The following is a 15058-nucleotide window of genomic DNA, read 5'->3' as shown; positions in this document are numbered from 1 at the left end:
CTCGTTACACACCGCCAGGCCATGCTGAAGCTGGTCAACCGCGTGGTGGTGATTGCTGGCGGCAAGATCGTGGCTGATGGCCCGCGCGATGCCGTGCTGAAAAGCCTCGCCGCTGGCGCCCCTGCCACCGCCGGAGGCCCTTTATGAGCCGCCTTTCCGATCGCGTGCTTGCCTTGGGCCTGAAGGAACGGGATTTCCCCAGCCTGCTGCTGTGGAGCATCGTGGCACTGACGACAGCCGCGCTGCTGTGGGCGGCGCTGGCCCGGCTGGAGGTGGTGATCGCCGGAACCGGGCGCGTCATTCCAGCCTCGCAACTGCAGATACTGTCAAACCTTGAGGGCGGCACGCTGTCGCGCATTGTGGTGAAGCCGGGTCAGACAGTGAAGGCCGGGCAGTTGCTGATGCAGCTTGATCCGGTGCTGCGGGCCTCTGATGCCGCGGTGGGCCAGGCCAGCGTTGACGCACTTTCGGTGCGCGCGGCCCGTCTTGCCGCGGAAGCGCGCGGGCAGCGGCCCAGTATCGACATGCCCGGGGTCGATCCCGCTGTCGTCGCCACCGAACAGGCGCTGGCGCGCAGTGACAGCGCTGCACTTGGCACCGAACGCTCCATGGCACTGGCCCGGCAGGAACAGGCCAGCCGGGCGGCCGCCGAAGCCGAAGCCACGTTGGGGCAGAAGCAGGAAGCGCTGCGCCTGGCACAGCGCGAAGAAGCCGTGATGCGCCCGTTGGTTGAACAAGGCGCCGAACCGGGGCTGACTCTCGATCGTGTCACCAGCCAGCGGGTGCAGGCCGAATCCGGCGTGCGCGCCGCTGAGGAGAATCTGCGCCGCGCCCGGGCCGCCGTGGCCGAGGCGCGCCGCGGGGTCTGGTCGGTGGACATGAAGTTCCGCAACCGCGCCGCCGAGGCGCTGGCCGTGACCCAAGCCGAACTCGCCGGCCGCAGCGGGCAGCAGCCGGCACTGGCCGATCGCCTTGCCCGCACCGACGTGCGGGCACCGGTGGCGGGCATCATCGGCCGGCTGCGCGTCACCACGCCGGGATCGGCTGTTGGCCCCGGCGAACCGCTGATCGAACTGGTGCCAGCCGGAGACAAGCTGCTGGTGGAAGCCAAGGTATCGCCAGCTGACATCGGCTTTGTGGCCAATGGCCAGAAGGCGCGGGTTCGGGTTTCGGCCTATGATTACAGCATCTATGGCGCGCTCGACGGCGTGGTGCAGAATGTGGCCCCCGATGCCGTGGTGGATGAACGCACCGGCGAAGTGCACTTCCTGGTGCGCATAGCCCTGCCCGGCAATTGCTTCCCCACCGAAAACGCCGGCTGTCTGCCGCTGGGCCCGGGCATGCTGGCCGATGTCAACCTTTTGGGTCCAAAACGGTCCGTCCTGTCTTACCTGCTCAGCCCGCTCACGCAGATCACGAGCAGCGCCTTCCGCGAGAAGTGAGGCGCGATCAGACTTCGGCGCGATATTCCAGCAGATCGGCAACCGTGCAGCCCAGTGCCGCACACAGGCGCGCCAGCACGTCCAGATCCACGCGATCCGCTTCGTCATGATACAGCCGGGTCAGGGTACCGCGGCTGATCCCGGTCTGGCGGGCCAGTTCGGTGATCTTCAGGCGGCGCTCACCCAGGCGCACAGAAAGCATTGAACGCACCGGCATCAAACTCTCCCTCGCACCAAGTTCGCCGTCAATCCGATGAAGCGGTCACGACCCCAACCGCATCATCCAGGCACATTCTGATTTCTATTGACAACAAAACTCACTCAACTGCGCACAAGAACAGAAAAATCAGCGCCCCAACGCTGCAATCCGTTTGAAGACACAATTTTTTGTATCTCACAATATTGTCATGTTGACTATAGCATCATTGGCTGGCCGCTGTTGTGCACTGGGCAACCTGTCCATTTAGGATGCACCCAGTAACGCGCAAGCTCCGGTGTGCTTGCAATGCAGAACACCGTCAGCATATGCGGCGCACAGACACTTCGCCTGCATCGCCCTGGCGATGGCAAGTGCAGCAGCGGGCAATGACGGCGGCCGACGGGTGGCCGCCGCTTCAGTGGGAAGCAGCGGCAACCACACCCGGTTACGGTACCCGGTTCAACGGCTTCAACCCTGCGGCCTGCAGCGCGGCATTGGCGGCCGGGAGATCGGCCAGCGCAGCCTCCAGCGCCCGCAGCTGCCGCGCCAGCTGGCTCGACAGATCGGCAAACACCGCCCGCGCGCCATCGGTGGGCGGAGCATCGGCGCTGTCGATCACGCCGATCAGCCCGGCCAGCTTGTCGTTGAGCTTGATCGGGTAGTTCAGCGGGTCCTGCCGGCTCTGGTTCTTCACCTGGTAAAGCTCGGCCTCAACCGCTGCCAGCCTTGCCAGCAGCGCCGTCACCGCCGCCGGAAGCGGCTTGGCCTTGGCGTGCGCCTCGGCCTGCGCGCGCAGACTTCGCACCTGCAGCACCGCCTTGTTGGCTTCGCTCACCTTGGCGGTAACGGCCTGGGCCAGATCAAAGCGGGATTTCAGATCAGCATCGCTCACGCCCATCACGCGCGGATCACGCGTGATGGCAAAGCCTTGCTCCTGAATCTTGCCATCCACGATCAGCTGCGCTTTGTAGGCACCGGGCAGCGCCAGCACGCCGCGATTGCGACTGGTCCACAGGATCATGCCATCAAAATCGATGAAGCCCGAATGGCGCATGTTCCAGGTGAAGCGGTTCATGCCCGATTTCATCGCGGCGGTCGGCGGCCCCTTCGGCTCATCACCACCGTCCTCGTCATCATCGCCACCAGCGGGCTTCTCGTCTTTCTTCGGCTCCTCGGCTTTGCCTTCGAAGCGCTGGATCAAGGCGCCATCCGGGCCGAAGATCGCAATTCCCAGCGATTTCGGTGCCGCTGCCAGATAATAATCGATGGCAACACCGGCATCGACTCCGCGCACCGCCGGGGCCGGTGCAAACAGCCTTGTTTCCGGTTTCGCCGCCAAGGCGACCTGGCGCAGCACGTCGATATTGTCCATCACCCAGAAACTGCGGCCGTGGGTGGAGATCACCAGATCATGATCGGTCACCGCCAGATCCGAAACCTGCACCACCGGCAGATTGGCCTGCAGCTTGTGCCAGGCCGCACCACCGTCAAAGCTGGCCCACACCCCGCGTTCGGTGCCGAGATAGAGCAGGCCCGGACGCTTGGTGTCTTCGCGGATCGAACGGGCCATCTCGTCGGCGGGCAGGCCAGCGGCGATTTCCGTCCACGTCTTGCCGTAATCGCTGGTCTTCCAAGCGATCGGCTTGAAATCATCCATCAGGAAGCGATGCCCCACCACATAGGCAGTGCCGGGATTGTGGGGCGAGTCCTCCACGGTGGTGATCTTGGTGAACTTGGGCAGACCGGGCGGCGTGATATTGGTCCAGGTTTCACCGCCATCGCGGGTGATGTGCACCAGCCCATCGTCGCTGCCCGACCAGATCACGCCCTTTTCCAGACGCGACGGCGCCAGCGCAAAAACGGTGGCATAGGTTTCCACGCCGGTCTGGTCCCGCGTGATCGGGCCGCCCGATGGCCCCAGCGTTGCAGGATCGTGCGCCGTCAGATCCGGGCTGATCTTCTCCCAGCTCTGCCCCTCGTTGCGGCTCTTCCAGACATGCTGGGACGTCACATAAAGCGTGCCGGCATCATGCGGATCAAAGACAATGGGGAAGGTCCACTGGAACCGCTCGGCAATGTCGCTGGCCGACGCACCCATGGGATTGTCAGGCCGCACGGTGATGGCGCGGCTCTGCCCGGTGCGATGGTCATAGCGGGTCAGCAGGCCGCCATAGCTGCCGGCATAATAGATATCGGGATTGCGCGGATCGGGCGCCACATAGCCGCTCTCGCCGCCACCCACAGCGATGCCATAAAGGCCGCCCAGCACATTCTGATTGCCCCAGCCGCGTGACGGCACGCAGATGGTGCTGTTGTCCTGCTGGCCGCCACAGGCATAGTAAGGTTTGTGCGCGGTCAGGCTGAGCCGATAGATTTGCGCCGTCGGGAAATTCTGCTTCGTCCAGCTGGTGCCGCCGTTCACGGACACATTGGCGCCGCCATCATTGGCCTGCACCATGCGATTGTTGTCATCAGCGGCAATCCACAGATCATGGTTGTCGCCGTGCGGCACGCGAATCTTCTTGGGGAAGCTCTTGCCGCCATCATCGGAGCGGTGGAAATTGACGTTGAGCACATAGACGCGCTCCTTGTCCTTCGGGTCGGCCACGATGCGGGTGTAGTAGAAGGCGCGCTGGCGCAGATCGCGGCTGTCGTTGCGCTTTTCCCACGTCTTGCCGCCATCATTGCTGGCATAGACGCCGCCCGCGGCCTCATGCTCGATGATCGCATAGACACGGTTCGGATCGACCGGCGACACGCTCACCCCGATCTTGCCGAGCAGGCCTTCCTTGGGCAGGCCCGGCGCGCGGCTGATCTCGGCCCAGCTGGTGCCGCCATCCATGCTCTTGAACAGGCCGCTGCCCGGCCCACCAGAGGACATGCCCCACGGCTTGCGCCAGGCCTCCCACAGCGCGGCATAAACCACATCGGGGTTCGACGGATCGATGCTGATGTCCACGGCGCCGGTCTTGGCGTCGCGATAAAGGATTTTGCTCCACGTCTTGCCGCCGTCCTTGGTTCGGAACACGCCTCGATCCGGATTGTCGGCGCCATAATGGCCAAATCCGCCAACGAACACCGTGTCACAATCCTTGGGGCTGATCCGCACGCGGCTGAAGTTATGGACGTCGGACAGGCCGATCTTCGCCCACGTCTTGCCGCCGTCGCTGGTTTTCCACACGCCGTTGCCGGGCAGCACATTGCCGCGCAGCTGGCTTTCGCCGGTGGTGGCATAGACGATATCGGGATTGGCTGCGCACACCGCGACGCCGCCAAAGGCCGCGGTGTCGGTCTTGCCGTCAGTCATCGGCTGCCAGCTGGTGCCGCCATCGGTCGTCTTCCACAGGCCACCGCCGGCTGCCGCAAACCAATATTCGTTGGGACGCATGACGCTGCCGGTGGCCGATATGGAACGGCCGCCGCGCGCAGGCCCGATGTTGCGCCATTTCAGGCCAGTGAAATAGGCTTCGACGCCCGCCGGCGTGGCCGGCTTTGCCGCTTCCGCCGCCATACCCTGCCCAGCCAGCATCGCCGCCAGGCTGGCCGCCATCATCCACGCAGCACGCATATTCAGTCTCCCTGTTGCCGCCGTGTTAGCACCCGGGCAGCAGGAGGCAATCGGGTTTGACGCGCGCTCAGCGGATAATGATGGCCGCAATCTCGTCGACCGGATGGCCGGTCAGATCCTTGTCGATTTCGGCGACGATGCGGGCGCTCACCTCCCGACTGTAGTGGCGGCGCAGTTCGGCAAGGGTGCGCGAAGGAGCCACGACCACGATCTCCGTCCCATCATCGCCCCCTGCACGGCGGGCAAGCAGGGCGGCTGCTTCCGCCGCAAAATGATCCTCTGCCTGCTGGTGCCAATCGGTCTGCTCCATCGCGCTGGGGGTTCCACCTGCCCTGGAAAAGGCCCGGCCAGGCTGATCGCTGCCCAAATCGCGGGTCGGCGCTCCGCTGCGTTCGGCGCTGGCCTCCACCTTCAGGGCCGGATTGCGAAAATCGCCGCTGTTGCGCAGCAGCAGATATTTCTGGCCATCGGCAACCAGAACCAGAGCATCGTGGTGGAGGTTCATACCCATCTCCTCGAACAGAGTGACGAGTTCATTACAGCGGCCATTGCAGCCGAGCGCCAGCCCGGGTTTCCACGGATGTCGGGCGGTTCAGGCCAGTGCCAGCCAAAGGCTGTAGACGCTGCTGGCCACCAGCATCATGCCCACCATCACCAGCAACCGGCCGGCAGGCACCCGGCTGGCAATGATCGCCCCCAGCGGTGCAGCCAACAGACCACCGATCACAAGGCCGATCACCGCCGTGGAAAACGCCTCCGGCCCCAATTGGGTGACAAAGCTGGCCGAAATCGCCAACGTCACCAGGAATTCGGCGGTGTTTACCGTACCGATGGTGGTGCGCGGCGAGGCACCCTGAATCAACAGGTTGGAGGTGACGATCGGTCCCCAGCCACCGCCGCCGGCCGCATCCAGAAAGCCACCCACTAGGCCCAGCGGCGGCACCATTCGAGGCGCACGGCGCGGCGGCCCATGATCCAGCCGCCACGCCCGCCACAGCAGATAGACCCCAATGCCGGCGAGATAAGCCATCACGAACGGCCGCGCCAGACTGGCATCGATATTGGAGAGGAGATAAGCGCCGGCCGCCCCACCAATCATGCCCGGTATCGCCAGCCGCGCCAGCAGGCCCCAATCGACGTTGCGGTAGATAATGTGGCTGATCGCCGAGGCCGCCGTGGTGAAGCATTCAACCAGATGCACATTGGCCGAAGCCCGCGCCGGTGCCAGCCCCACCATGCCCACCAGCATCAGATTGGTGATCAGGCCAAAGGCCATGCCAAGCGCACCATCAACCAGCTGCGCCAGGAAGCCGACCGCGATGAAGGGCAGCAGGGCCTGCACGAATTCGATGGAAAGATCGGGCAGTTCCGTCATGCCGGGCAAAGCCCTTGGCTGATGTTGTGCATGGCCGATCCCTTTCGTCCGCCGGCAGAGGCGTTGCAGCACTGGTAACAGGTGATTTCCGTACAGCAAACCGCCGGAGCCGGCCGAACCACTGGATTTGCGGCAATCATTACCTCTGCTGCGCCAAGCCGGGCTTGGGCAAAGGCTTAGCGCCAGCCGGCCTCTCGCCGATGACGTGACACCAGTAGCGTGCCGCCGGCCGCCGCATAGGCAAAGCCGTCCGTGGCCGGATTTTCCCAGTCGGCCACGGTCATCTCCGCCCCATCCGGGCGGCACCAGATGCCGGGTTCCGGAAACAAATTGCCGGTGCGGCGCTGCTGACGGGCTTCGGCCAGATCGGCAACGTGATCTTCCAGCGCCTGATCACGCCTGGCCCAATCGATCCAGCTGATCGCATTGTCCTGCGCATAGGCGTTGTTGTTGCCGCCCTGGCTGCGGCCGAACTCATCGCCGGCGGTGAGCATGATGGTGCCGGTGGAGGCAAACAGGCTGCCGAGCAAGGCACGCAGATCGGCGGCGCGGCGGGCGATGACGACGGGATCGTCGCTGGGGCCTTCGGCTCCGCAGTTCCACGACAGATTCTCATCATGGCCGTCACGATTGTCTTCGCCATTGGCGTGGTTGTGCTTGGTCGCATAGGCGACGGTATCAGCCAGGGTGAAACCATCGTGGGCGGCGAGGAAATTGACGCTGCGGCAGGTCTTGCCGAACACATCGGATGACCCTGCCAGCCGGGTCGCCAGTGCGCCGGCCGTTCCGTCGCCGCGCCAGAAGCGCCGCACATCATCGCGGAAGCGGTCGTTCCATTCCAGCCAGTTGGCCGGGAATAGGCCGAGCTGATAGCCGCCGGGGCCGATGTCCCAGGGTTCCGCGATGAGGATGCGGTCGGCCAGATCGGGATCGGCGGCGATTTCGGCAAAGATCGGAGCGGTTGGCAAAAAGCCAGGGCTGCGGGCCATCACCGAGGCCAGATCGAAGCGGAAACCGTCGATTCCACAGTGGGTTACGAAGTGGCGCAGACTGGTCAGTGTCAACGCCCGCACCGCCGGATTGGCAAAATCCAGCGTGTTTCCGCAGCCGGTATCGTTAATCAGGCGGCCATCAGGCGCATGGGCGTAAAACGCGTTATCCAGCCCGCGAAAGCTGAGCACGCCACCATGAATGTCGCTCTCGCCGGTATGGTTGAAGACGAGATCGAGGATGACATCGATGCCCGCCGTGTGCAGCGCCGCCACCGTGTCACGCAGTTCGGCGACGCCGCCTGGGCACAGGCCGGGATCGAGCGCCATGGGCACCACCGGATTGTACCCCCAGGCGTTGGACAGGCCCAAGGGCGGCAGATGGCGCTCGTCAATCCAGGCGGTGATCGGCATCAGTTCGACGGCGCCGACGTGCAGTTTCTTCAGGTGCGCGATGATGGCCGGGTGGGCCAGCGCCGCCACCGTGCCGCGCTGACCCTGAGGGACATCGGGATGCAGCATGGTGAAGCCGCGCACGTTGATTTCATAGATCAGGCTGCAGGGCGTGAGGCTTGGCGTCCGGCGGCGCACGCGCGGCTGCCGGGCGGGGACAATGGCTGGCGGCACGATGCCGGCGGTGTCCACGCCATATTGCGCCAGCCGCGGGTCAGCCAAGAAGCGGCGATCCAGTTCGGTGGCATGGGGATCCACCAGCAATTTGGCCGGGTCGAACCACAGGCCGGTGGCCGGATTCCATTCGCCGTCGGCCCGGTAGCCATATCGCATGCCGGCCAGATCGCCGGACAAGCTGGCCACCCAATCGTCGCCGTCACGGCTCATCGCGACGCGCTGTTCAGTCTCGCCATCAAACAGGCACAGCCACAGGGCCGAAGCCTTGGGCGAACGAACGCGGAAGTGGGTGTGGGTGCCTGCGAAGTGGGGCGTCATGTCACCACGTCGGGCCGCGTCCGCCCGGTGTGGCGGGTAATGCCGGCGAGTGTCTCGGCCGCAGCGATCAGATCGGCCAGCATGGCGGGCGTCTCGCGGTCGATGGCGCCCTCGGGCGGTTGATAGGCTTCGAGATAGACGCGCAGTGTCGCCCCTTCGGTGCCGGTGCCGGAGAGGCGGAAGACGATACGCGAACCGCAGGCGAACAACACGCGCAGGCCCTGGTTGGCGCTGACCGAGCCATCGACCGGATCGGTGTAACTGAAACTGTCGGCGGCGGCGACGGTGAGCGAGCCGAATGTGCGGCCGGGCAGACCGGGAATGGCCTGCGTGAGTTCCGCGATCAGGGCGTTGGCGCGCTCGCTGTCCACGGCTTCATAATCATGGCGGGCATAATAGTTGCGGCCGAAGCGCGCCCAATGTTCGCGGGCCAACGCATCGACGCTGATGCCGCGCACCGCCAGGATGTTGAGCCAGAGCAGCACCGCCCACAGCCCGTCCTTCTCGCGCACGTGATCCGATCCGGTGCCGGCGCTTTCCTCGCCGCAGATGGTCGCCATGCCGGCATCAAGGAGATTGCCGAAGAATTTCCAGCCTGTCGGCGTTTCGAAACTGGGGATGCCCAGCGCCGCCGCCACCCTGTCCGCCGCGGCGCTGGTCGGCATGGAGCGGGCAATACCCTTCAGCCCGCCAGCATAACCCGGCGCGAAATGGGCGTTGGCCGCCAGCATCGCCAGCGAGTCCGACGGGGTGATGAAGCGGTGGCGGCCGATGATCAGGTTGCGATCACCGTCGCCATCAGACGCCGCGCCGAAATCCGGCGCGTCGGGCGCCATCATCGCGTCATACAGCTCGTGCGCATGGACAAGGTTGGGATCGGGATGGTGACCGCCGAAATCTTCCAGCGGCGTGCCGTTGCGAACGGTGCCGGCCGGGAAGCCGAGCCGCCGTTCGAAGATCTCGGTCGCATAAGGCCCGGTCACCGCGCTCATCGCGTCAAACGCCATGGTGAAGCCGGCAGCGACCTTGCTGCGGATCACGGCGAAATCGAACAGGCTTTCCATCAGCGCGGCATAGTCGGCGACCGGGTCGATCACCTCCACCGCCATGCCGCCAACCGTGCTGGTGCCGATGCGATCCAGATCAACATCGCCGGGCATTGACAGCCAGCGATCAATCGTCTGCGTGCGGGCAAAGATGGCTTCGGTCACACCTTCCGGCGCCGGGCCGCCGTTGGCGATGTTATACTTGATGCCGAAATCCTCATCCGGCCCGGCAGGATTGTGGCTGGCCGACAAGATCAGCCCGCCGCTAGCGCCATATTTGCGGATGACATGGCTGGCTGCCGGGGTGGAGAGGATGCCGCCCTGCCCGACCAGCACGCGGCCATAACCATTGGCCGCCGCCATGCGGATGGCCTGGGCGATCACCACGCGATTGTGGAAGCGCCCATCGCCACCGATCACCAACGTCGTGCCGGCTGGTCGATCGACCACGTCGAACACCGACTGGATGAAGTTTTCGGCATAGTTGGGCTGGGCAAACACCCGCACCTTCTTGCGAAGCCCGGATGTGCCCGGTTTCTGCCCGGCAAAGGGCGTGGTGTTATGGGTTTGAATGGTCATGCCTTGCCTGTCAGTTCGCGATAGAGATCAGCATAAGCCCGGCCGCTTTGTCCCCAGGAAAAATCCGCCTGCATGCCGGAACGTTGCAGTGAGCGCCAGGCCACCGGCTGTTGGTAGAGCGCCACAGCACGGCTGATGGCGTCGGCCAGCGCCGGATAGGTGACGCCGGAAAACTGGATGCCCGTCGCCGCGCCGGCGGCCAGCGCTGCCAGATTGGCATCGATCACCGTATCGGCCAGCCCGCCGGTGCGCGCCACCACCGGCACACAGCCATAGGCCAGGCCATACATTTGGGTGAGGCCACAGGGTTCAAACCGGCTCGGCACCAATATCGCGTCGCCGCCTGCCTGCATGCGGTGCGACAGCGCCTCGTCATAACCGAATTTCAGCCCGATCCGCCCCGGATGGCGCATGGCGGCCGCCGTGAGCCCCGCCACGAGCCCGGCATCGCCGCTGCCGAGCAAGGCCAGCCGGCCACCGATTCCGACAAGATGATCGAGCACCTCCACCAGCACATCCATGCCCTTCTGCCAGGTCAGCCGGCTGACCACGATGAACAGCGGGCCGTCCCCCGGCTCCAGACCGAATTCGGCTTCCAGCGCGCGCTTGTTGGCGGTGCGCCGCGCGATGCTGCCGGCCGTATAGGTCGCCGGGATATGGGTATCGTTGGCCGGGTTCCAGTCCGCCGGATCGATGCCGTTGACGATCCCGCGCACGCGGTCGCCACGGCTGATGATCAGGCCTTCGAGGCCCATGCCAAAATCTGGGCTGCGGATTTCCTTCGCATAGGTCGGGCTGACGGTGGTGATGACGCTCGCTGCTTCCATGCCGGCCTTCAGGAAGCCGATGCCGCCATGATATTCCACTCCGGTCATCGACCACGCCGTGCGCGGCAGGCCAAGCGCCAGAAAATGCTCATGCCCGAAGAAACCCTGGAAGGCCATGTTGTGGATGGTCATCACGCTGGGCAGCGGCGTGCTGCCCGGCAAGGGCGCAAAGCGCATGTAGGCGGGCGCCAACCCCGCCTGCCAGTCGTGTGCGTGCAGCACATCGAACGTCCGCGCCGGCACCAGCCCGCCGGCCAAATCGGCCGCCGCCCGGCCCAGCGCCGCGAAACGCCGCCAATTGTCGGACCAGTCATTGCCCGCCGCGTCGCCATAGGGGCCGCCGTCACGTGCGAACAGGCCGGGCGCGTCGAGCAGAATCAGCGGCTGCTCCCCCAGCTTGCCCGCCACCAGCCGCGCCTTTGCCCCAAGCAGATCATCATAGCTGTGCAGCACGCGCAGCTGTTTTCCCTTGGGCTTCAGTGCCTTCATCGCCGCCGGATAGCCGGGCACCAGCGTCGTCAATTCCACCCCGTGCGGTGCCAGCGCGGCCGGCAGCGCGCCCGCCACATCGGCCAGCCCGCCGGTCTTCACCAGCGGCACCGCCTCGGATGCGACTGACAGGACCCGCAGCATCACAATTCCAGTCGGTCGATCATTGGCTGGGTGATCAGGCACACGCCCTTTTCGGTGCGGCGGAAGCGTTTGGCATCGAGCACGGGATCTTCGCCCACCACCAGGCCCGGCGGGATCTTCACGCCGCGATCGAGCACCACCTTCTTCAACCGGGCGTTCCGGCCGATGTCGCACCACGGCAGGATCACCGATTCCTCGACATGCGACCATGACCTTGTGAGCACGCTGGTGAACAGCAAGCTGCGATCGACGTGGCTGCCCGAAATGATGCAGTTGCCGGCGACCAGACTGGAAATCGCTTCGCCACGGCGGCCGGCTTCATCGTGCACGAACTTGGCTGGCGGCACCATTTCGGCGTGGGACCAGATCGGCCAGTCGCGATCATACATGTCGAGCTGCGGGATGATGTGGGTGAGATCGATATTGGCTTCCCAATAGGCGTCTAGAGTGCCGACATCACGCCAATAGGCGCCGCCTTCATCCTTGCCGCGCACGCAGCTATCGGAAAAACGGTGCGCCACGGCTTTCCCATGCTGCACGAGGTGCGGAATGATGTCCTTGCCGAAATCGCGGCTGCTGGCTGGATCGGCGGCATCGCGCTTCAACTGTTCGAACAGGAAACGGGTGGTGAAGACATAGATGCCCATCGATGCCAGCGACACGTCGGGCTTGCCGGGCATGGCCGGCGGATCGGCAGGCTTTTCGACGAATTCGACGATCTGGTCCGCCTCATCCACCGCCATCACGCCGAAGCCGCTGGCTTCACTGCGCGGTACTTCCATGCAGGCCACGGTGACATCGGCGCCCTGGTTGACGTGCTGTTGCAGCATCAACTCATAATCCATCTTGTAGATGTGATCGCCGGCCAGGATGACGATATATTCGGGCCCGTGCCCTTCGATGATGTCGATGTTCTGATAGACGGCGTCGGCGGTGCCTTCATACCATTGGGTTTCCGACACGCGCTGCGAGGCGGGCAGGATATCGAAGCTTTCATTGCGTTCGGGGCGCAGGAAGTTCCAGCCCATCTGCAGATGGCGGATCAGCGAGTGCGCCTTGTATTGGGTGGCGACGCCGATGCGGCGGATGCCGCTGTTGAGCGCGTTGGACAGCGCGAAATCGATGATCCGCGTCTTGCCGCCGAAATAGACCGCCGGCTTGGCGCGCCGGTCGGTCAATTCCATCAGCCGGCTGCCGCGGCCGCCTGCCAATACATAGGCCATGGCGTCACGCGCCAGCGGTGCCTGTCGTTTCGGTGCCATGCGTCCCCTCCCCTTATGCCGCCTTCTGGCGGTCAATCACCCATCATATGCGAACATCAATGTTGAAAGCGGTGGCAGGATGACGTGGGCCGCGCCGTCTGTCACCGTGATCTGTCCCAGATTGCCTTGGCCGCTGCCGCCGTAAATCGCTGCATCGCTGTTCAGCACTTCGCGCCACACGCCGTCGTGCGGCAGCGGCAGGCGATAATGGCCGTGATGCAGGGGCGTCATGTTGCTGATCACGGCCACTGGCGGCGCACCCGGCGCCTTGCGAAGCCAGGCGAAGACCGAGGCCTGGTTGTCGTTCACCACCAGCCATTCAAAGCCCTCCGCCTCACAATCGCGGGCATGCAGCGCGGGCGTTTCGCGGTATAGGCGATTCAAGTCACGCACCAGCCGCTGCACACCGGCGTGCGCGGGCGCTTGCGTCAATTCCCAATCCAGCGCGCGTTCCTCGCTCCATTCGCGGCGCTGGGCGAATTCCTGGCCCATGAACAGCAGTTTCTTGCCGGGATAGCCCCACATCAGGCCATAATAGGCGCGCAGGTTGGCGAACTTCTGCCCGTCATCCCCGGCCATCTTGGTGAGCAAGGACCCCTTGCCGTGCACCACCTCGTCATGGCTCAGCGGCAGCACGAAATTTTCGGCAAAGGCGTAAACCAGCCCAAAGGTGATCTCGTCGTGGTGGTGTTTGCGGTGGATCGGATCACGCGCCATATACTGCAGCGTGTCGTGCATGAAGCCCATGTTCCACTTGAAGCCAAAGCCCAGGCCGCCCTCGTGGACGGGCTTGGACACGCCGGGCCAGCTGGTCGATTCCTCGGCGATGGTGACGATGCCGGCGTGGCTGCCATAGAGCGCCGTGTTCATGGCGCGCAGGAATTCCACCGCCTCCCAATTCTCGCGGCCGCCCTGTTCGTTGGGGATCCATTCGCCGGCCTTGCGGCTGTAATCGCGGTAGAGCATCGAGGCGACGGCATCGACGCGCAGGCCATCGACATGATATTTCTCGGCCCAGAACAAGGCGTTGTTGACCAGGAAGGCCATCACCTCGCGGCGGCCGAAATTATAGATGGCGGTGTTCCAGTCCGGGTGGAAGCCCAGCCTCGGGTCTTCATGTTCATAGAGCGCGGTGCCATCGAAATGGGCCAATCCGTGTTCATCGGTGGGGAAATGCGCCGGCACCCAATCGATCAGCACCGACAGGCCGGCGCGGTGGGCGCCATCGACGAAACGGGCAAAGCCGGCGACATCGCCGAAGCGGGCGGACGGGGCATAGAGGCCGGTGGTCTGATAGCCCCAACTCGGATCATAGGGGTGTTCGGAGACGGGCAGGAACTCGATGTGGGTGAAGCCCATGTCCACCGCATAGGGGATCAGGGTTTCGGCCATCGCATCCCAGGTCTGGAACCAGCCGTTTTCGTCGCGCTGCCAGCTGCCGGGGTGGACTTCATAGATGGACATCGGCACGCGGCGCGGATCGACGGCGGCCCAATGCGCGCGATGGGCGGCGTCGCCCCAATCGGGCTTGGCGGGTTGTGCCGTGAGTGACGCGGTTTTCGGGCGCAGTTCCGAGGCGACGGCGTAGGGATCGGCCTTCAGCGGCAGCACCGTGCCGTCCGCGCCGACGATGCGATATTTGTACGCCTGACCCTCGCCGACATCGGGCACGAAGATTTCCCAAACGCCAATATCGACCCGGCGGCGCATCAGGTGGCGGCGATGATCCCAGCCGTTGAAATCACCGACGACGCTGACAAAGCGGGCGTTGGGCGCCCACACGGCGAAATGCATGCCGCTGGCGCCTTCATGGTCGATCAGGTGCGCGCCCAGCTTGTCGAACAGCCGCAGGTGCGTGCCTTGGGCGATCAGGAAATCGTCCATCGGGCCCAAGACGGGGCCGAAGCTGTAGGGATCGGTCACCCACCAATCATGGCCGCCGCCATGGCAGTGATAATTGACCGGCTGTGGCTGGCCTTTCAGCTTGCCTTCGAACAGGCCACGATCGTCGACCCGGGTCAGCGTGCCGAGCGCCTTGCCCGCCAGGCTGTGCGCTACCGCCGTTTCCGCACCGGGCAGGATGGCGCGGGCGAACGGGCCTTCCGGGCCATCATGCACACCAAGCAGCGCGAAGGGATCGGCGTGGGTGCCGTCCAGCAGTGCAGCAATGGCCTCCCCCGGTGGCTGCAT

The 15058-nt window shown here is 64.7% G+C and carries 10 protein-coding genes; 1 reads left to right on the top strand and 9 read right to left on the bottom strand.

The features are described 5' to 3' along the window. Nucleotides 1-143 precede the first annotated feature (143 nt). Nucleotides 144-1442 carry an HlyD family type I secretion periplasmic adaptor subunit gene (locus RT662_RS08195; RefSeq protein ID WP_313670221.1) on the top strand — a complete coding sequence of 433 codons (1299 nt, stop codon included), beginning with the start codon at nt 144-146 and terminating at the stop codon, nt 1440-1442. 7 nt (nt 1443-1449) lie between these two features. Here the strand turns inward: RT662_RS08195 and RT662_RS08190 are convergent, their stop codons facing one another. The 9 genes from RT662_RS08190 to glgB all read right to left on the bottom strand — a co-directional run bounded on the left by RT662_RS08190 (nt 1450) and on the right by glgB (nt 15058). After that, a complete protein-coding gene (locus RT662_RS08190; protein WP_313670220.1) occupies nt 1450-1659 on the bottom strand; it encodes a helix-turn-helix transcriptional regulator in 210 nt (69 codons plus the stop codon). Between the two features lie 427 nt (nt 1660-2086). After that, nucleotides 2087-5209 (bottom strand): glycosyl hydrolase, encoded by a 3123-nt coding sequence (locus RT662_RS08185; protein WP_313670219.1) that lies wholly within the window; start codon nt 5207-5209, stop codon nt 2087-2089. A 67-nt stretch (nt 5210-5276) separates the two neighbouring features. Next, nucleotides 5277-5714: a host attachment family protein gene (locus tag RT662_RS08180; RefSeq protein WP_313670218.1), complete on the bottom strand. Its 438-nt coding sequence runs from the start codon at nt 5712-5714 to the stop codon at nt 5277-5279. Between the two features lie 87 nt (nt 5715-5801). Next, nucleotides 5802-6584, bottom strand: coding sequence for a sulfite exporter TauE/SafE family protein (locus tag RT662_RS08175; RefSeq protein ID WP_313670217.1), 783 nt, complete (start codon nt 6582-6584; stop codon nt 5802-5804). A 176-nt stretch (nt 6585-6760) separates the two neighbouring features. Continuing rightward, entirely contained in the window at nt 6761-8521 is a 1761-nt protein-coding gene (glgX, locus tag RT662_RS08170; RefSeq protein WP_313670216.1) for a glycogen debranching protein GlgX, read from the bottom strand. Beyond that, a complete protein-coding gene (locus RT662_RS08165; RefSeq protein WP_313670215.1) occupies nt 8518-10146 on the bottom strand; it encodes an alpha-D-glucose phosphate-specific phosphoglucomutase in 1629 nt (542 codons plus the stop codon). Before RT662_RS08165 ends, glgX begins: the two co-directional genes overlap by 4 nt. Continuing rightward, on the bottom strand, nt 10143-11609 hold the full coding sequence (gene glgA, locus RT662_RS08160; RefSeq protein ID WP_313670214.1) for a glycogen synthase GlgA: 1467 nt from the start codon (nt 11607-11609) through the stop codon (nt 10143-10145). The genes RT662_RS08165 and glgA overlap by 4 nt, the downstream gene beginning before the upstream one ends. Further along, nucleotides 11606-12868, bottom strand: coding sequence for a glucose-1-phosphate adenylyltransferase (gene glgC / locus RT662_RS08155; RefSeq protein ID WP_313670213.1), 1263 nt, complete (start codon nt 12866-12868; stop codon nt 11606-11608). Before glgC ends, glgA begins: the two co-directional genes overlap by 4 nt. 36 nt (nt 12869-12904) lie before the next feature. Further along, nucleotides 12905-15058, bottom strand: coding sequence for a 1,4-alpha-glucan branching protein GlgB (gene glgB / locus RT662_RS08150; RefSeq protein WP_313670212.1), 2154 nt, complete (start codon nt 15056-15058; stop codon nt 12905-12907).

Origin of the sequence: Sandarakinorhabdus sp., assembly GCF_032115815.1 — a bacterium.
In the GTDB taxonomy this organism is placed as follows: domain Bacteria; phylum Pseudomonadota; class Alphaproteobacteria; order Sphingomonadales; family Sphingomonadaceae; genus Sandarakinorhabdus.
This window is presented reverse-complemented; position numbering and strand designations above follow the sequence as displayed.